Source organism: Acidovorax sp. 210-6 (genome assembly GCF_010020825.1).
GTDB classification, from domain to species: Bacteria; Pseudomonadota; Gammaproteobacteria; order Burkholderiales; family Burkholderiaceae_C; genus Simplicispira; species Simplicispira sedimenti.
This window is the reverse complement of the sequence record NZ_JAACJE010000001.1, coordinates 4,103,935-4,120,903: the sequence shown is the minus strand read 5'-3', so window position 1 is coordinate 4,120,903 and position 16,969 is coordinate 4,103,935. Positions and strand designations below refer to the sequence as shown.

The 16,969-nt window shown below is 68.9% G+C and carries 14 protein-coding genes; 10 read left to right on the top strand and 4 right to left on the bottom strand.

Going from position 1 to position 16,969, the window contains the following annotated elements:
• Positions 1-146: 146 nt before the first annotated feature.
• The gene (locus GWK50_RS19125) at positions 147-1,475 is read left to right on the top strand and encodes a ferric reductase-like transmembrane domain-containing protein (RefSeq protein WP_162017937.1); all 1,329 of its coding nucleotides are present in this window, start codon (positions 147-149) and stop codon (positions 1,473-1,475) included.
• Here GWK50_RS19125 and GWK50_RS19120 read toward each other — a convergent pair.
• Both GWK50_RS19120 and GWK50_RS19115 read right to left on the bottom strand, forming a co-directional pair.
• Positions 1,463-2,050: an NAD(P)H-dependent oxidoreductase gene (locus GWK50_RS19120; RefSeq protein WP_162017936.1), complete on the bottom strand. Its 588-nt coding sequence runs from the start codon at positions 2,048-2,050 to the stop codon at positions 1,463-1,465. The genes GWK50_RS19125 and GWK50_RS19120 overlap by 13 nt on opposite strands.
• A 56-nt stretch (positions 2,051-2,106) precedes the next feature.
• Complete coding sequence (locus GWK50_RS19115; protein WP_162017935.1) at positions 2,107-3,234, bottom strand: HD domain-containing phosphohydrolase; 1,128 nt, start codon at positions 3,232-3,234, stop codon at positions 2,107-2,109.
• A gap of 137 nt (positions 3,235-3,371) precedes the next feature.
• Between GWK50_RS19115 and GWK50_RS19110 the strand changes: the two genes are divergently transcribed.
• Positions 3,372-5,273, top strand: a complete 1,902-nt coding sequence (locus GWK50_RS19110; protein ID WP_162017934.1) for an EAL domain-containing protein — start codon at positions 3,372-3,374, stop codon at positions 5,271-5,273.
• Between the two features lie 19 nt (positions 5,274-5,292).
• Here the strand turns inward: GWK50_RS19110 and GWK50_RS19105 are convergent, their stop codons facing one another.
• Positions 5,293-5,709, bottom strand: coding sequence for a MerR family transcriptional regulator (locus GWK50_RS19105; protein ID WP_162017933.1), 417 nt, complete (start codon positions 5,707-5,709; stop codon positions 5,293-5,295).
• A 93-nt stretch (positions 5,710-5,802) separates the two neighbouring features.
• Here GWK50_RS19105 and otnI point away from each other — a divergent pair, with 93 nt between their 5' ends.
• The 6 genes from otnI to GWK50_RS19075 all read left to right on the top strand — a co-directional run bounded on the left by otnI (position 5,803) and on the right by GWK50_RS19075 (position 13,579).
• The gene (gene otnI, locus GWK50_RS19100; RefSeq protein WP_162017932.1) at positions 5,803-6,615 is read left to right on the top strand and encodes a 2-oxo-tetronate isomerase; all 813 of its coding nucleotides are present in this window, start codon (positions 5,803-5,805) and stop codon (positions 6,613-6,615) included.
• Positions 6,616-6,668: 53 nt separating this feature from the next.
• The gene (locus GWK50_RS19095) at positions 6,669-8,732 is read left to right on the top strand and encodes a methyl-accepting chemotaxis protein (RefSeq protein WP_162017931.1); all 2,064 of its coding nucleotides are present in this window, start codon (positions 6,669-6,671) and stop codon (positions 8,730-8,732) included.
• Positions 8,733-8,791: 59 nt separating this feature from the next.
• Complete coding sequence (locus GWK50_RS19090; protein WP_162017930.1) at positions 8,792-10,003, top strand: GGDEF domain-containing protein; 1,212 nt, start codon at positions 8,792-8,794, stop codon at positions 10,001-10,003.
• A gap of 75 nt (positions 10,004-10,078) precedes the next feature.
• Complete coding sequence (locus GWK50_RS19085; protein ID WP_162017929.1) at positions 10,079-11,539, top strand: M20 family metallopeptidase; 1,461 nt, start codon at positions 10,079-10,081, stop codon at positions 11,537-11,539.
• A gap of 60 nt (positions 11,540-11,599) precedes the next feature.
• Positions 11,600-12,658 (top strand): AbrB family transcriptional regulator, encoded by a 1,059-nt coding sequence (locus GWK50_RS19080; RefSeq protein ID WP_242455434.1) that lies wholly within the window; start codon positions 11,600-11,602, stop codon positions 12,656-12,658.
• 33 nt (positions 12,659-12,691) lie between these two features.
• Positions 12,692-13,579, top strand: coding sequence for an alpha/beta hydrolase (locus GWK50_RS19075; protein ID WP_162017927.1), 888 nt, complete (start codon positions 12,692-12,694; stop codon positions 13,577-13,579).
• A 59-nt stretch (positions 13,580-13,638) separates the two neighbouring features.
• On the opposite strand, the gene GWK50_RS19070 is transcribed toward GWK50_RS19075, so the two are convergent.
• Positions 13,639-14,802, bottom strand: coding sequence for an MFS transporter (locus tag GWK50_RS19070; protein ID WP_162017926.1), 1,164 nt, complete (start codon positions 14,800-14,802; stop codon positions 13,639-13,641).
• 168 nt (positions 14,803-14,970) lie between these two features.
• Between GWK50_RS19070 and GWK50_RS19065 the strand changes: the two genes are divergently transcribed.
• Together GWK50_RS19065 and GWK50_RS19060 are read left to right on the top strand one after the other, a co-directional pair.
• On the top strand, positions 14,971-16,023 hold the full coding sequence (locus GWK50_RS19065) for a peptidase U32 family protein (RefSeq protein ID WP_162017925.1): 1,053 nt from the start codon (positions 14,971-14,973) through the stop codon (positions 16,021-16,023).
• A 14-nt stretch (positions 16,024-16,037) separates the two neighbouring features.
• Positions 16,038-16,946, top strand: a complete 909-nt coding sequence (locus GWK50_RS19060) for a U32 family peptidase (RefSeq protein ID WP_162018180.1) — start codon at positions 16,038-16,040, stop codon at positions 16,944-16,946.
• Positions 16,947-16,969: the final 23 nt, after the last annotated feature.

The following is a 16,969-nucleotide window of genomic DNA, read 5'->3' as shown; positions in this document are numbered from 1 at the left end:
AACAGCATTGTGCATCGGCCACAGGCGCTTTGTTCCCCAGGGCAGCCCGGATGCAGGCGCTGCTTTGCCAACACGCCACACGCGCTTTACCGGCGCTTGACGCAAGACGCCTAAGATGAAGCCAAAACTCCACTTTGTTCCCTGCCATGCGCCGCATTCACCGCTTTTACTGGTTCAGCCTGCTCGGTCTTTCGGGACTTTGGCTGCTCATCAATGCCCCCAGCCTGTCCACCCTCCAGGGCTTTTTTCCCTGGCGCAATCTGCTGATCCAGTACAGCGGCGTGCTGGGCATGGGCGTGATGAGCCTGGCCATGCTGCTGGCCGTGCGCCCGGTGCGCCTGGAGCCCTGGCTGGGCGGCCTGGACAAGATGTACCGCCTGCACAAGTGGCTGGGCATTGCCGGGCTGGTGCTGTCAGTGGGTCACTGGCTGCTGTCCGAAGCGCCCAAATGGCTGGTGCGTGCAGGCCTGCTGGAGCGGCCCCAGCGCGGGCCCGGCCCCCAGTTGGACGGATTGGAGGCCTGGCTGCACGGCCTGCGCAAACCGGCCGAGGGACTGGGCGAATGGGCCTTTTATGCCGCCGTGCTGCTCATGGTGCTGGCGCTGGTGCGGCGCTTTCCGTACCAGCGCTTCTTCCAGACGCACCGGCTCATCGCCGTGGCTTACCTTGTGCTGGTGTTTCACGCCGTGGTGCTGATGCGCTTTGACTACTGGGGCACCCCGCTGGGCTGGTTGATGGGCGCCCTGATGGCCGGGGGCAGCGTGGCCGCCGTGTGGGTACTGCTGCGCCGCGTGGGCGCACAGCGCCAGGTGGCAGGAGAGGTGCAGTCCGTGGTGCGCCATGACCGCCTGCAGGTGGTGGAGGTGACGATTGCCCTCAAGGGCCGCTGGGCCGGACACGACGCCGGGCAGTTTGCCTTTGTGACGCTGCACGCGGACGAGGGGCCGCACCCCTACACCATCACCTCGGCCTGGCAGGATGACGGCCAGATCACCTTCATCATCAAGGCGCTGGGCGACTACACCGCCACGCTGGCCGAGCGCGTGCAGGTGGGCGATGTGGTGCGCATCGAGGGGCCGTACGGTCGCTTCAACTTCGAGGGCCGCCAGCGCCGCCAGATCTGGGTGGGCGCGGGCATTGGCATCACCCCGTTCATCGCACGCATGAAGGCGCTGGCGCAGCAAGCCGACGGGCGCGAAATCGACCTGTTCCACACCACGGCGGTGTACGACCCGCACGCCATCGGCCTTTTGGAGCGCGACGCCCGCGAGGCCGGGGTAGGCCTGCATGTGCTGTGGGATGAGCGCGACGGCCTGCTGAATGCCCAGCGCATCGCGCAGGCGGTACCGCAATGGCGCGATGCCGATGTCTGGTTCTGCGGTCCCGCCGGGTTTGGTCAGGCCCTGGAGCAAGGCCTGCAGGCCCTGGGCCTTCCCGCAGAGCGACTGCACCGCGAGCTGTTTCAGATGCGCTGAGCCTCCTCCCCCAGCCGCCGCGCGCGCTCCAGCCAGCGCTGGCGCCGCGCGGCATCTGCCGTGCGCACCGGCCCAAAACTCTGCACACGCACGGGCCGGATACCGCTGAACTCCAGGATGGTCTTTTTCATCTGGTGATGGCCCGGCATGTGCTGCACCCAGCGGTAGTACCAGGGCGGTGAATCCATGGTCACCAGCAACTGCGCCGAGCGGCCGGCCAACAGCCGGTCCCACAGCGATGATCCTTGGCGGTACTTGAAAGCAAAGCCGGGCAGGAACACGCGGTCGATGAATCCCTTGAGCAACGCCGGCATGGCGCCCCACCAGGTCGGATAGACCCAGACCAGGTGCTCGGCCCAGGTGATCTGGGCCTGCGCGGCCTGCAGGTCAGGCTCCAGCGCTTGCTCCCCCCGGTAGCCCGCGCGCAGGATCGGATCGAACGCCAGCGCCCCCAAATCCAGCAGGCGCACCTGCGCCCCGGCCGCTTGCGCGCCTTCCTTGTACGACTGCGCCAGGGCCCCGCTGAGGCTGTCTGCCGATGGATGGCCCAGGATGACCAAAATGCGTTGCGCCACGTAAATACCTTGAAGTTGCGATGTCCGCCATCGTCACCTTGCCCCACGGGGCAGAGTCAAGCGCCTTGGCTGCTCCAGCACTTGTTGACCATGCTGCGAAATCGCAGGCTGATCTCGGGTTGCAGCGCGGCCACGATGGCGTGGTCGGGGTCGGCGGCATCGATGGGGCTGGGCCTTTCCATCGGATGGTCGCCACCCACGGCAATCAGCATCATGTCGGGCTGCTCGGGCCGCTCTGGCACGTGGCGTGTGACCACCGCCATATGCCCACTCGCCAGGCGCACGATGCTGCCCGCGTGGTAGCTGCCAAAGCAGTCGGCAATCGCTTGCACCTTGCGCGTGTCGTACCAGGTCCCGGCGTGTTGGCGCAGATCGTCAAGAACGGACAGGCTCAGCTTGCGCTCCCGGTAGGGGCGGGGGCGCAGCATGGCCGCATACCCATCGGCCACCGCCATCAAGGCCCCGGCCGCATTGCCGTCCAGACACAGGCCCTGCGGATACCCGCTGCCGTCCATGCGCTCATGGTGATCCTGCACCGCCCGCAGCCACAACGCGTCGCGCACACCCAAGCCGTGCAGCATCTGCACACCTCTGTCCGGGTGCTCGCGCACCAACGTGCGCTGCTCTTCATCCAGAGACGCCGCCTGGCCCAGCGCCTGGCGCAAGGCCAGGGCCCCGAGGTCGTGTGACAAGGCCGCGGCCACGAGCGAGATGCGGTCTGCATCACTCCAGCCCTCGCTGCGCGCGAGCACCGCCACCACAACGCCGACCAGCACATGGTGCAGCACAGAGTAGGGATGGTGCTGGTCCAGGTAGGCCTGCGCGAGCGCGGCGTGGTGGTCCTCGTCGCAACATGCGATGAGCGTCTGTGCCAGTGCCTGGACCTTGAAGGTGAACGAGGGCAAGCCCTGGTCCTGCAGCAGGACACGCTCCATGTCGGTCATGGTGTCCGCCAGCACCTCCATGCGCTGGAATACGGGTTCATGGCGGCGCATGCCTTTGCCCTGGGTGGTCGCCACTATCTTGAACCCGGCTTGCTGCAGGCGCTCCGCGCTGTCTTCGCGGTACACCGTGGAGCCGCGCGCCAGCAGCAACTGCCCATGCACGTCGAAGATGTCCACGCGCGTTGGCAACCCCACCCGAACATCCAGCGGGTCCACAGGAACGAGTGGCGGAGCGCTCATGGCGCGATTGTGAACCTGTATGCCCCATTGTGGGTATGTCACTGCTGGTCCTAGGGCAGACCCTCATTCACGCCCGTGCATGGCTGCTCCATGCTGGTGGCTGCGCGCCGCCCGACCTGGCGGCAGCCCTCGCTTCCATGTCCTCTTCCCTTCCTGCCACCCCCCCACCGTCCCCAGGCACGGTGCTGACGCTGCAGCAGCGGCGCCTGCAGCAGATCCTGTGGGCCGTGATGGCCGCCTTCGGTACCGCGGCGCTGATGAGTTTTTCCAAGGGCGGCTACACCAGCGTGGCCCTGGAACTGGTGGCCCTGGCGCTGCTGGGCCTGGCCTATCGGTGGAACCAGCGCGGCGAACTGGCGCGGGCATCGCAGTGGATGCTGGCTACGCTGATCGCGGGCATCTTCGGGCTGATGGCAGCGGGCGAGGGGCTGTATGACGAGGGGACGCTGGCCTTTCCGGCCATCCTGATCTTTGCGGGCATGTTTGGCAGCCGGCGCATGCTGTGGGTACTGATGGCCTGGTTGCAGGGCGCCTTGGTGCTGCTGTTCGTGCTGCACCAGACCGGCGTGATCCGCGCTGCGTCGGCGCCTGTGGACTTGCAGCGCCTGGTGATGATGGTGGCCATTCTGGCCGCCATCGGTTTTTTCGTCTGGCTGCTGACCGGCGACCTGCACAGTACCCTGGCGCAGCTCGCTTCAGAGAAGGAAGCGCTGGCCGAATCGCACCAACGCATCGACGTGCTGGCGCACCGCGACACGCTGACCCAGCTCCCCAACCGCACGCTGGCCAAGGACCGCCTGGAACTGTTGCTGCTGCAGGCCCGGCGCGACCAGCGCATGGTGGCCGCGCTGTACCTGGACCTAGACAACTTCAAGACCGTGAACGACTCCCTGGGCCACGCCGTGGGCGACGAGCTGCTGTGCCTCGTGGCCGAGCGGCTGGGATCGGGCCTGCGCGACGGCGACACCGTGGCACGGCTCTCGGGCGACGAGTTCCTGATCCTGCTGGGCAACGTCCACAGCGAGGAGGCCGTGGCCGCCAGCGCCAGACAGGTGCTGCAACTGCTGGCCAGGCCGTTCCCGCTGCAAGGTCTGGACGTGGTGGTGACCACCTCGCTGGGCATTGCTGTGGCGCCGCGCGACGGGTCGGACGTGGACGAACTGCTCAAGAACGCCGACCTGGCCATGTACCGCGCCAAGGATTCGGGGCGCAACGCGTTCCGCTTCTTTGACGCGAGCATGAACGAAAACGTGGTCGAGCACCTGCACATGGCGTCGGGCCTGCGCACGGCACTGGCCCACGGCGAGTTGCAGGTGCACTACCAGCCGCAGTTCGACCTGCACAGCGGCCGCATCATTGGCGCCGAGGCGCTGGTGCGCTGGAAACACCCCACGCTGGGCTTCGTGCCGCCGGGCAAGTTCATCCCGGTGGCGGAGCGTACCGGCCTCATCAACGAGGTCGGCACCTGGGTGCTGCACCGCGCCTGCCTGGACGCCCAGGCCTGGCGCCAGCAAGGGTTGGGGGCGCTGACGGTGGCGGTCAACGTCTCGCCCCTGCAGTTCCACCGCGACAACATCGAGCGCGAAGTGGCCAACGCGCTTGCCGCCTGCCAGCTGCCCGCTGACGCACTGGAGCTGGAGCTGACCGAATCCCTGCTGGTGGCCGACGCACACCACCTCAGCGAAGTGCTGCAGCGCCTGCGTGCACAGGGCGTGCAGATAGCCATCGACGACTTCGGCACCGGCTACTCCAACCTGGCCTACCTGCAGCGCTTTGCGGTGCACCGGCTCAAGATCGACCAGTCTTTTGTGCGCCGCATGGGCAGCAGCACGCACGACGAAGGCATCGTGCGCGCCATCATCGAAATGGCCCACTGCCTGGGCCTGCAAGTGGTGGCCGAAGGCGTGGAAGACGCGGCCACGCTGCACAGACTGCAGGGCTTTGGCTGCGAGTTCGGCCAGGGCTTCCACTGGTCACCCGCACTGCCCGCCGAAGGCTTTTGCGCGTTGGTGCGAAACCACCAGGACAGTGCAGCCTGAGCCTGCCTGCGCAGCGTGCTCAGGCTGCGCCCAGCCCTGCGGCGGGGCAATCCAGCACCAGGCGGGGAGCATTGGCGACATCGCAGGAGCGCAGCTCCGCCTCCAGCGCCGCCAGTTGCCGGTCCAGGCGGCGCAGACGCTCGCGCTCACACGCCACCGCCGCCCGGCGCGCCGCCACCAGAGCGGCCACCTGCTGCCAACCCTGGGGCGACGGCAGGGCGTGCAGGCCGTCGAGTTCGGCCAGGCGAAAACCCAACGCCAAGGCCTGGCGGATCAACTGCACGCGTGCCACATCGTCTTCGCCATACTGGCGGTAGGTGCCTGCGCGGGCCACCCGACCCAGCAGGCCGCGCGCCTCGTACAGTCGTATGGCCTTGGCCGAGGCCCCGGTGCGGCGGGCCAGTTCACCGATGCGTAACAATGGAAGAGTCGCCATGGTTGCTATGAATATGATAGCTTGCAGCGCTTGTTAGACGGGCGCCAAGGCCGTTTCTTGCACAAAAACCCATTCTCCAGACGTCCAAACACCATGCCCCAGTTTGCCGCCAACCTGAGCCTGATGTACACCGAGCTGCCATTTCTGGAACGCTTTGGCGCCGCTGCGCGCGACGGCTTTGCCGGTGTGGAATACCTGTTCCCCTACGCCCACGAACCCGCGCTGCTGGCAGCGCAACTGCGCACACACGGGCTGCGCCAGGTGCTGTTCAATGCGCCGCCCGGTGGCCTTGCGCGCGGCGCCATGGCCCAGGCCTGGGACCAGGGCGCACGCGGCACCGCCGCCCTGCCGGGGCGCGAGGCCGAGTTTCGCGCCGGGGTGCTGGAAGCGCTGCACTACGCTGAGCAGCTCGACTGCCCGCGCATCCACCTGATGGCGGGCTGCCTGCCCGAAGGTGCCGACCCCGCCGCCTGCCGCCAGACCTACGTGGACAACCTGCGCTGGGCCTCCGCACAGGCCGGTGCCTGCGGGCGCGAGGTGCTGATCGAGCCCATCAACCCGCGCGACATGCCCGGCTACCTGCTGCAGCGCCAGGACGACGCGCACGCGGTGCTCGACGCCGTGGGCTCGCCCCACCTCAAGGTGCAGATGGACCTGTACCACTGCCAGATCGTCGAAGGCGACCTGGCCACCAAGCTGCGCCGCTACCTGCCCACGGGCCGCGTGGGCCATGTGCAGATCGCCGGCGTGCCCGAGCGCCACGAACCCGACCAGGGCGAGGTGTACTACCCCTACCTGTTCGGGCTGATCGATGCCCTGGGCTATGGCGGCTGGATCGGCTGCGAATACCGCCCGCGCGCGGGTACATCGGCGGGGCTGGGCTGGCGCACCCCGCCGTCGCAGTAAACGGCAGGCAACTACCGCATTGGGTGGCGACTGACGCAGCGGTATCCGGGAATATGCGCTTGTTCCGGCGCGCCTGGCTCCCGTACATTATTGACGTTACGTCAATTAACGCTGCATTTTGTTACGTCAAGGAGCTACCCATACGGAACCCCTCAGCAGACAACCGCTCGGTCGCACGCCGCATCACGCTGGCCGCCATCGTGCTGGTGGCGCTGGTGCTGCTGCTCGTGGGCCTGGCCATTTCCATCCTGACCAGCCGCAGCACCCGGGAGCAGGTGGTGCGCAGCGTGGGCGACACCGTGCAGAGCGTGGCCCAGTCGCTGGACGCGGCCGACGCCACCAACCGCGAGCTGGTGCAGCAAACGGTCAAGAGCTTCCAGCGCCAGTTCGACAGCGCCATGCAGCTCGATGAAGCCACGGGCGAACTCAAGAGCTACGGCGCGCCCGTGAACGGCGACACCAGCGCCGTGGACGCCTTTGCCGCCCAGACCGGGGGCGTGGCCGCTGTCTTTGCGCGCAAGGGCGAGGACTTCGTCGAGATCACCACCTCCGTGAAAGACGCCCAGGGCGTGCGCGTGCCCGGCCCGCCGCTGGACCGCAAGGGCGGCGCCTACCGACACATCAGCAAGGGCGAGCCCTATGCCGGCCGCACACCGATCCAGGGGCGCTCCACCATGGGCTACTACCTGCCGGTGAAAGACGCCGCAGGCAAGGTCATCGCCGCGCTCTTTGTGGGCAACGACATCAGCGTGTTCGACGGCATGCTGGAAAAGCAGGTGGCGCAGACGCGCTTTTTCGACAACGGCGGCCTGTACGTGATCGACCCGCGCGGCAGCCTGGACGAAGCCGTGTTCGTCGTGCACCCCAGCGCACGCGGCCAGAAGGTGCTGCAGGCCTTCCCACAAGGCCGCGCGTTCTTCGAGGCACTGGGCCAGGCCAGCGACGGCCTGGTGCGCGATGCCGCAGGCATTCTCCAACCCAACGCCCAGGCGCCCTGGGCGCTGCTGCGCAAGACCCGCGCCGAAGGCTGGTGGGTGGTGGCCGAAGTGCCCGATGCCGAGGCCATGGCCAGCCAGCGCCAGGTCAGCTACGCAGTGTGGGGCCTCATGGCGCTGGCGCTGGGCCTGCTGGGCGTGGGCCTGTTTGTGGTGCTGCGGCGCGGGGTGAGCGAGCCGCTGCGCCAGCTCACCCACGCCATCACGCTGGTGGGCCAGGGCGACCTGACGCAGTCCTTCCAGTCGGCCAAGCACGACGAGATCGGCGCCCTGGTGCACGGGGTGGAGGCCATGCGCCAGCGCTACGTGCAGATGCTGCTGCAGGTGCGCCAGGCGGTGGATGGCATCACCACCGCCAGCGCAGAAATCGCGGCGGGCAACCAGGACCTCTCCACCCGCACCGAGCACGCCGCCAGCAACCTGGCCGAGACCGCACAAAGCATGGAAGAGCTGACCGCCACCGTGCGACAGTCCGCCGACGCCGCGCGCCAGGCGCACCAGATGTCGGGCGCCGCCGCCGAAGTGGCCACGCGCGGCGGCCAGGTGGTAGGCGAGGTGGTCGCCACCATGGGCGATATCCAGCAAAGCTCGCGCAAGATCGGCGACATCATTGGCGTGATCGACGGCATTGCCTTCCAGACCAACATCCTGGCGCTCAACGCGGCGGTGGAGGCCGCCCGCGCGGGCGAACAAGGCCGCGGCTTTGCCGTGGTGGCCAGTGAAGTGCGCAGCCTGGCAGGCCGCTCGGCCGAAGCCGCGCGCGAGATCAAGCGGCTCATCCAGGCCTCGGTCGAGCGCGTGGACAGCGGCACCCAACTGGTGCAGAACGCCGGTGCCACCATGGGCGAGATCGTGGCCTCCGTGCACCGCGTGGGCGACATCGTGGGCGAAATCTCGGCCGCAGCGGCCGAGCAGTCCGACGGCATCGGCCAGGTGAACACTGCCGTCAACCAGCTCGACCAGATGACCCAGCAGAACGCCGCCCTGGTCGAACAATCGGCCGCTGCCGCGCAAAGCCTGCGCGAACAGGCACAGCGCCTGACCACCGCCGTGCAGGTGTTCAAGCTGGGCCATGATGCAAGCACACCACACACGCAGATTGGGCTGTCTCCTCAGCGCTGAACTATTTCTTCGTTTGCATCTGGCAACACATTCCCCACTGGTGAAACAATCAGGGGGTCATGGTTACAGTTTGGTCTGTTCTGATGCTGGCATCGGCCGTGGTCGCCCTCACACTGGCGACCGGGCTGACCGTGGCCGCCTGGGGTGGCCGCCGCGACGGGCTGCGCACCTGGGCACTGGCACTGGCCTTGCAGGCGCTGGCCTGCGGCCTGCTGGGCTGGCGCGCGCAGTGGCCTGTGCTGTGGGTCACGGTGGGCGGCGGCATGCTGGCTTCGGGCGCCCTGGCCTGCGTGTTGGCGGCCATTGCGCGCCAGCAGGAACAACCCATGCCCTGGGGCGCCGTGGTGCCGCCCCCGCTGCTGCTGGGCCTGGTGCTGCTGCCCTGGCACGCCGACCTGGGGCTGGCAGCGGCCCTTGCCGGTACCGTGCTGGCCGGGCAATGCGCCTGGGTGCTGTGGAACCTTCTGGAACGCCGCTTTGCGCTGCCCGAGCGTGGCACCGTGCTGGTGGCCACAGGCCTGGGCGGCCTGATGGCCACCCACACCGCGCTGGCCGTGGCCGGGCTGGCGGGGCTGCCCGACCCGCAGTCGCTGCTGACCGATCCGATGGTGCTGATCCCCGGCGTGCTGTTTGCACTGGCCTCCTGGCTGGTGGCCACGGTGGGCTTTGTGCTGCTGCACAGCCACCAGGGCCGCAGGCGCAGCCAGGTGCTGGCCGCGCTGGATGAAACCACGGGCATTGCCAACCGCCGCTCCATCATTGCCGCGCTGGACCGCGACGTGGCCCGCGCCATCCGCACCCGCCTGCCCATGGCGGTGCTGATGCTGGAGCCCGACCTGCTGGGCGAAGACACCGGCGGCGCCCGCCAGGACGGCGAATCCCTGCTGTGCTCCATGGTGGAGCTGGTGCAGAACCGCATCCGCTCGCAGGACATCGTGGGCCGCTACGGCGCCTGCGAGCTGCTGCTGGTACTGCCCGACACCAGCGCCCAAGGCGCCGCACGCCTGGCCGAGCAACTGTGCGACGCCGCGCGCGACCTGCCCCCACTGCCTGGCGGCACCCCCGCGCTGACGCTGAGCGTGGGCGTGTTCGGCGGGCGGCTGGAGCCGGGCGACAGTTGGGACCAGCTCATCCACGCGGCCGACCAGGCCCTGGAACAAGCCCGCCAGTACGGCGGCAACCGCGTGCACACCACGGCCACGCTGGGCCGCATGGCCCATGCGGGGATGATGACCTCCTCGCACGCGACCTTTCCGACGTCCTTGCATTAGTTCATTGCACCACTGTGACAGGCCTGGGCGGCTTGTGGTCGAATGCAGCTTTTGCGCCAATGTGAAGCCACCGCCATGAACGCTCCCCTCCCTCCCCAGGCGCTGGACAGCGCCGCCGCGCTGGACCGCATCAGCGGCGTCTGGGACGCCAGCATCGTGCCCCAGCTCACCGACTACATCCGCATCCCCGCCAAGTCGCCCATGTTCGAGCCCGGCTGGGAAGGCGCGGGCCTGCTCGACACCGTGGTGCGCAACGCCGCCGACTGGGTGCAGGCCCAGCCGGTGGCCGGGCTCACGGCTGAGGTGGTGCGCCTGCCGGGCCGCACGCCGGTGCTGTTCTTCGAGATCGCCGCCACGCGCCCCGCCAGCCCGCAGACCGTGCTGATGTACGGCCACCTGGACAAGCAGCCCGAATTCGCCGGCTGGCGCTCCGACCTCGGCCCCTGGACGCCCAAGATGGAGGACGGCAGGCTCTATGGCCGGGGCGGTGCCGACGACGGCTACGCCGTGTACGCCAGCATCGCCGCCGTGCAGGAGCTGCAGCGCCAGGGCGTGCCGCACCCGCGCATCGTGGGCCTGATCGAAACCAGCGAGGAAAGCGGCTCGCGCGACCTGCTGCCCTACATCGACGCGCTCAAGGGCCGCCTGGGCGAGGTGGCGCTCGTGGTCTGCCTCGATTCGGGCGCGGGCAACTACGACCAGCTCTGGCTCACCACCAGCCTGCGCGGCATGGCCAGCGGCACGCTGAAAGTGGAGATCCTCACCGAGGGTATCCACTCGGGCGACGCCTCGGGCCTGGTACCGTCCAGTTTCCGCATCATGCGCCAGGTGCTCGACCGGCTGGAGGACAGCGCCACCGGGCGCCTGCTGCCCGCCCGCTTCCACTGCGAGGTGCCCGCCGAGCGCCTGGCACAGGCGCGCGCCACGGCGGCCATCCTGGGCGAGGAGGTGTACCGGCGCTTCCCCTGGGCGCACCACGACTGCGGCGGCTCCACCCTCACCGCCCTGCCCACCACCACGGACCCGGTGCAGGCCCTGCTCAAGCGCACCTGGGAGCCCACGCTCAGCGTGACTGGCGCCGAGGGTTTTCCGGCCCTGCAGGACGCGGGCAACGTACTGCGCCCCTACACCGCCTTCAAGCTCAGCCTGCGCCTGCCGCCGCTGGTGGACGCTGCGGCTTGCGTGCAGGAGATGAAGGCGCTGCTCGAAGACAACGCCCCCTACCAGGCCAAGGTGACCTGGGAGATCGCCAGCGGCGCCAACGGCTGGAACGCGCCCGAGACCGCGCCCTGGTTCGCCCAGGCGCTGGACGCCGCCAGCCAAGCGCACTTCGGCGCGCCCTGCGGCTTCATCGGCCAGGGCGGCACCATTCCGCTGATGGGCATGCTCAGCCAGGGCTTCCCGCAGGCGCAGATGATGGTCTGCGGCGTGCTCGGCCCCAAGAGCAACGCCCACGGGCCCAACGAGTTTCTGCATGTGCCTTACGCCAAGAAGCTCACCGCCGCCGTGGCGCAGGTGATTGCCAGCCTGCCTTGAGACCGAGGACGGGGCATTGATCCCGCCCATTGCTGCACCCACACCTTGTTTGCGCGCGCCATGACTTCTTCAAGACACTGGCTGGCGCTGTGCATGGGCAGCGCGCTGCTGTCGGCCGCGCTGCTGGCCCTGCATGTGCCTGCGGCCGTGCTGCTGGGCTGCATGGTGTGCGCCATTGCCGTGGCGGTGCGCGGCACCACGCTGGCCGTGCCGCGCACCTTGTTTGGCTGGGGGCAGGGGCTGCTGGGCTGCCTCATGGCGCACAGCCTGCAGCCGCAGCACCTGGGCACGGTGGTGCAGAGCTGGCCGGTGTTTCTGGGCGCAACGCTGCTGCTGATTGCCGCCAGCACCGGGCTGGGCTGGTGGCTCACGCGGCGCCAGGTCATGCCCGGCACCACGGCCCTGTGGGGTATGGCGCCGGGGGCGGCCACGGCCATGGTGGTCATGTCGGAATCGTTTGGCGCCGATGTGCGCCTGGTGGCCTTCATGCAGTACACGCGGGTGGTGGTGGTCACGCTGGTGGCGGCGCTGGTCACGCGCGCCGTGGTGGGCCCGCTGCCCGACAGTGCCAGCGCCATTCCGTGGTGGCCGCCCACGGCGCCGCAGGCGCTGGCGCTGACCGCTGCCCTGGTGCTGGGCGGCCATGCGCTGGCACAGCGCCTGAACCTGGCGGGCGGCTCCATGGTGCTGCCGCTGGTGGCCGCCGCGCTGGTACAGGGCCTGTGGGACTGGACACCCGCGCTGCCCCCGGCGCTCATGGCGCTGGCCTATGCAGCCATTGGCTGGAGCGTGGGCCTGCGTTTTACGCGCGGCATTGCGCTGCACGCGCTGCGTGCGCTGCCGCAGGTGCTGCTGTCCATCGCCCTGCTGATGGGGGTGGGCCTGGCCACCGGCACGGCGCTGGTGCTGACCACGGGGCTGGACGCCTTGAGTGCCTTTCTGGCCACCTGCCCTGGCGGGGCCGATTCCATGGCGGTGATTGCCGCCACCAGCGCGGTGGACACGGGCTTTGTGATGGCCATGCAGCTGGCGCGCTTTCTGGTGGTGCTGGTGGCGGGACCTGCCGTGACGCGGCGTGTGGCCCAGGGCAGCGCACAGGCGGGGCCGCCTCCTCTATGATGCGCTTCAGTAACGCCCAGCCCCTGCAGCACCATGGTTGAGACCTCCGACGCCGACTCCGCATCCCCCGCCTATACCCTGAGCGCCTTCACCGCCAGCGACGGTGAAAACATCGCCGTGTACGACTGGCCCCTGCCCGAGGACGAGCCCCAGCGCGGCACCGTGCTCATCGTGCATGGTCTGGGCGAGCACGCCGGGCGCTACGACGCCACGGCCCGGCGCCTGAACGCGTGGGGCTTTGCCGTGCGTGCGTTCGACCAGTACGGCCACGGCCAGTCGGGCGGGCCGCGCGGCGGGCTGACCCACTCCATGCGCCTGCTGGAAGATCTGGCCGACATGGTGGACGCCGCGCGCTCCCACACGCCCAAGGGCCTGCCCCTGGTGCTGCTGGGCCACAGCATGGGCGGGCTGGTGGCGGCGCGCTTTGTGTCGCTGCACCTGCGGCCGGTGGATGCGCTGGTGCTGTCCTCACCCGCGCTGGACCCCGGACTCAATGCCGTGCAAAAGCTGCTGCTGAGCACGCTGCCACGCATTGCCCCCAACCTGCGCATCGGCAACGGGCTGCAGGTGGACTACATCTCGCACGACCGCGCGGTGGTCGATGCCTACGTGGCCGACCCGTTGTGCCACGACCGCATCAGCGCACGCCTGGCGCAGTTCATTGCCGACGGCGGCCCCGCCACCCTGGCCCGCGCCGCGCACTGGAGCGTGCCCACGCTGCTGATGTGGGCCGGCGCCGACCGCCTGGTGCAACCCGCAGGCAGCCGCGCCTTTGCCGCCGCTGCGCCCAGCGCGCGCGTGCGCAGCCAGTGCTTTGACGGCCTGTACCACGAGCTGTTCAACGAAAGCCCGGAGCTGGCCGCGCCGGTGTTTGCGCTGCTGCGCCAGTGGCTGCTGCAGCAGTGCCCGGCAAAAGTTTGAGGCATTTTGGCCTCTGGCGCCCGTCCATCAAGCGCCAACAGCTATCATAATAATAGCAACTAAGCCTTACGCCGCAAGGCAAGCCACAGCACGGCCATGCCCGTCAAGGCGATGGGCGCGAGCGAGCCGTAGTTCAGCAGCGTCCAGCCCTGCGTGGTCACCAGCGCGCCCGAGGCAAAGGATGTGAGCGCCATGGTGGCAAACACAAAGAAGTTGATGGCGGCCTGCGCACGGTCCTTTTCCTCGGGGCGGTAGGCCTGCAGCGACAGCGTGGTGCTGCCGGTGAACAGGAAGTTCCAGCCCACGCCCAGCAGGAACAGCGCAATGCCGAAGTGGTGCAGGTCCACGCCCATCAGCGCCACGGCCACGCAGGCCAGGTTGAGCAGCACCCCCGCCCCCATCACCGGCAGCACGCCCAGGCGCTGGATCAGGTGGCCGGTGAAGAAGCCCGGCGCGAACATGCCGATCACATGCCACTCCAGCACCAGCGCGGCGTCGTCGAACGCGTAGCCGCACACCTGCATGGCCAGCGGCGTGGCGGCCATGAGCAGGTTCATCACCCCATAGCCCAGCGCGGCGCCCAGCGTGGCCACCAGAAAGGCGGGCTCGCGCAGCAACTGGCCCACGCTGCGCCCGGCGCGGGTGCTGGCGGCGGTGCGCGGCGGCGGCGCGTCAAAACGGATGGCTGCCATGCACAGCATGGACAGCAGCGCCACCGCTGCCAGCGCCACATAAGCCCCGGCAAAAGGCACGGCCAGCAGCGTGCGCGTGTGGCTGGCCAGGTTGGGCCCGGCCACGGCGCCCAGCAGGCCCCCGGCCAGCACCAGCGAAATGGCTTTGTCGCGGAAGGCGGGCGCCGCCAGCTCGGCAGCGGCAAAGCGGTACAACTGCCCGTTGGCGCTGTAGTAGCCCGCCACCACCGTGGCCGCACACAGCAGCCAGAAGCTGTGGCTGTACACCGCCCAGGCCCCGGCCAGGGCCGACGCCAGCGCCACGGCCAGGCCGATCTGGAACGACACCTGCCGCCCCCAGCGCTGCTGCGTGCGCGCCACCAGCCCGGTGGCCAGTGCACCGCCCACCACATAGCCCATGACCGGCAGGGTGGCCATCCAGCCATAAGGCGCCAGTTGCAGGCCGACCAGGCCGTTGATGGCGATGAAGACGACGTTGTTGGTCAGGAAAAGGCCCTGGCAAAGCGCCAGCAGCCACAGATTCTTGTTCATGGGGGGCCAGGAGAGCACGCGCGGCAATCGTCCATTGTGCGCCTGACTGACCCAGCAAGGGCGCGGCACTGCTTGACCTGGATCATGCCCCTATCGATGGAAGGGGCGTATGGTTCAGCCTGCGCGAAGGTGCCTGCCGGGCCGCCCGCGTCCGAGTTTTTCGATCGCATGCAAACCCACACTTCCTCCACCGACGGCGCAGCCCCCGAGGCCGCGCCCCCGTTCGAACTGGTCTGCCCCGCAGGCAGCCTGCCCGCGCTCAAGGCCGCCGTGGACGCGGGCGCCAGCTGCGTGTACCTGGGCCTGCGCGACGCCACCAATGCGCGCAACTTTGCCGGGCTCAATTTCGACGAAGCCGCCATCGCCAACGGCATCCAGTACGCGCACCAGCGCGGGCGCAAGGTGTTCATGGCGCTCAACACCTACCCGCAGGCCGCCAACCCCGAGCCCTGGCGCGCCGCCATGGACAAGGCGGTGGACCTGGGCATGGACGCCGTGATCCTGGCCGACCCCGGCCTGATGCAATACGGCGCGCAGCACCACCCCAAGCTGCGCCTGCACCTGTCGGTGCAGGGCTCGGCCACCAGCGCCGATGCCATCAACTTCTACCGCGAGCAGTTCGGCATCGTGCGCGCCGTGCTGCCGCGCGTGCTGGCCGTGGAGCAGGTGCAGCGCGTGATCGACAACACCCCGGTCGAGATCGAGGTGTTCGGTTTCGGCAGCCTGTGCGTGATGGTCGAAGGCCGCTGCGCACTCTCGTCCTACGTGACGGGCGAATCGCCCAACACCCACGGCGTGTGCTCGCCCGCCAAGGCGGTGCGTTGGCAGGAGACGCCCAAGGGCCTGGAATCACGCCTGGGCGGCGTACTGATCGACCGCTACGGCCCCGGCGAGAACGCGGGCTACCCCACGCTGTGCAAGGGCCGTTTTGACGTGGGCGAGGACGAAAACTACTACGCCATCGAAGAGCCCACCAGCCTGAACACGCTGGAGCTGCTGCCCCAGCTCATGAAGATGGGCGTACGCGCCGTCAAGATCGAAGGGCGCCAGCGCAGCCCGGCCTATGTGGCGCAGGTCACCAAGGTCTGGCGCGAAGCCATCGACAGCTGCCAGGCCGACCGCCTGCGCTACGCCCCCAAGACCGCCTGGATGGCCAGCCTGGACCAGGTGGCCGAAGGCCAGCAGCACACCCTGGGCGCCTACCACCGCCCCTGGAAATAATGAACACCCCCACCCTGAAACTGTCCCTGGGCGCGCCGCAGTACTACTGGTCGCGCCAGACCTACTTCGACTTCTACGAGGCCATGGCCGCCACGGCCGTGGACATCGTCTATCTGGGCGAAACCGTCTGCTCGCGCCGCAAGGAGCTGCGCCTGCAGGACTGGCTCGACATCGCCGAGCTGATGCGCGCATCGGGCAAGGAAGCCGTGCTGTCCACCCAGGTGCTGCTCGAATCGGGCGTGGAAGTGAGCACCATGCACAAGGTCACGGCCAACACCGACTGGCCGGTGGAAGCGGGCGACATGGGCGCCGTGCAGCGTGTGGCGGGCAAGCGCCCCTTCACCGGAGGCATGCACCTGAACATCTACAACCTGCCCACGCTGCAGTGGCTGGCCTCGCTGGGCGCCACGCGCTGGGTGGCCCCGCTGGAGATGAAGCACGAAGACCTGGCCGCCCTGATCCAGAACGGCCCGCAGGCCCTGCAGACCGAGGTGTTTGCCTACGGGCGCATGCCGCTGGCGTTTTCGGCGCGCTGCTTCACCGCACGCCAGCGCAACCTGCCCAAGGACGACTGCCAGTTCAGCTGCCTGGACCACCCCGACGGCCTGATGCTCAAGACGCGCGAGAGCGAGGAGTTCCTCGTGCTCAACGGCATCCAGACGCAGTCGGCGCGCGTGCACAACCTCATCGACGAGCTGCCGCGCATGCAACGCATGGGCGTGGCCGTGGCACGCATCAGCCCCCAGTCCCAGCACATGACGGAAGTGGTGGCGCTGTTCGACGCCGTGCGCAAGGGCCAGCTCAGCGGCCCCGAGGCCCGCGCCCAGCTCCAGCCACTCATGCCCGACCAAAGCTGCAACGGCTACTGGCATGGCCGCCCCGGCCTGGAGCTGGTGGACAGCCCGGCCCTGGTGCCCGCCTGAACCGCTGCCCACCGCCGCCATTG

Excerpts from the sequence above, each read along its gene's own strand:
- GWK50_RS19080 (WP_242455434.1), top strand. The coding sequence starts at position 11,600 with ATGACTTCTTCAAGACACTGGCTGGCGCTGTGCATGGGCAGCGCGCTG.
- GWK50_RS19115 (WP_162017935.1), bottom strand. The coding sequence starts at position 3,234 with ATGAGCGCTCCGCCACTCGTTCCTGTGGACCCGCTGGATGTTCGGGTG.
- GWK50_RS19085 (WP_162017929.1), top strand. The coding sequence starts at position 10,079 with ATGAACGCTCCCCTCCCTCCCCAGGCGCTGGACAGCGCCGCCGCGCTG.
- GWK50_RS19105 (WP_162017933.1), bottom strand. The coding sequence starts at position 5,709 with ATGGCGACTCTTCCATTGTTACGCATCGGTGAACTGGCCCGCCGCACC.
- GWK50_RS19125 (WP_162017937.1), top strand. The coding sequence starts at position 147 with ATGCGCCGCATTCACCGCTTTTACTGGTTCAGCCTGCTCGGTCTTTCG.
- otnI (WP_162017932.1), top strand. The coding sequence starts at position 5,803 with ATGCCCCAGTTTGCCGCCAACCTGAGCCTGATGTACACCGAGCTGCCA.
- GWK50_RS19075 (WP_162017927.1), top strand. The coding sequence starts at position 12,692 with ATGGTTGAGACCTCCGACGCCGACTCCGCATCCCCCGCCTATACCCTG.
- GWK50_RS19110 (WP_162017934.1), top strand. The coding sequence starts at position 3,372 with ATGTCCTCTTCCCTTCCTGCCACCCCCCCACCGTCCCCAGGCACGGTG.
- GWK50_RS19090 (WP_162017930.1), top strand. The coding sequence starts at position 8,792 with ATGGTTACAGTTTGGTCTGTTCTGATGCTGGCATCGGCCGTGGTCGCC.
- GWK50_RS19070 (WP_162017926.1), bottom strand. The coding sequence starts at position 14,802 with ATGAACAAGAATCTGTGGCTGCTGGCGCTTTGCCAGGGCCTTTTCCTG.
- GWK50_RS19095 (WP_162017931.1), top strand. The coding sequence starts at position 6,669 with ATGCGCTTGTTCCGGCGCGCCTGGCTCCCGTACATTATTGACGTTACG.
- GWK50_RS19065 (WP_162017925.1), top strand. The coding sequence starts at position 14,971 with ATGCAAACCCACACTTCCTCCACCGACGGCGCAGCCCCCGAGGCCGCG.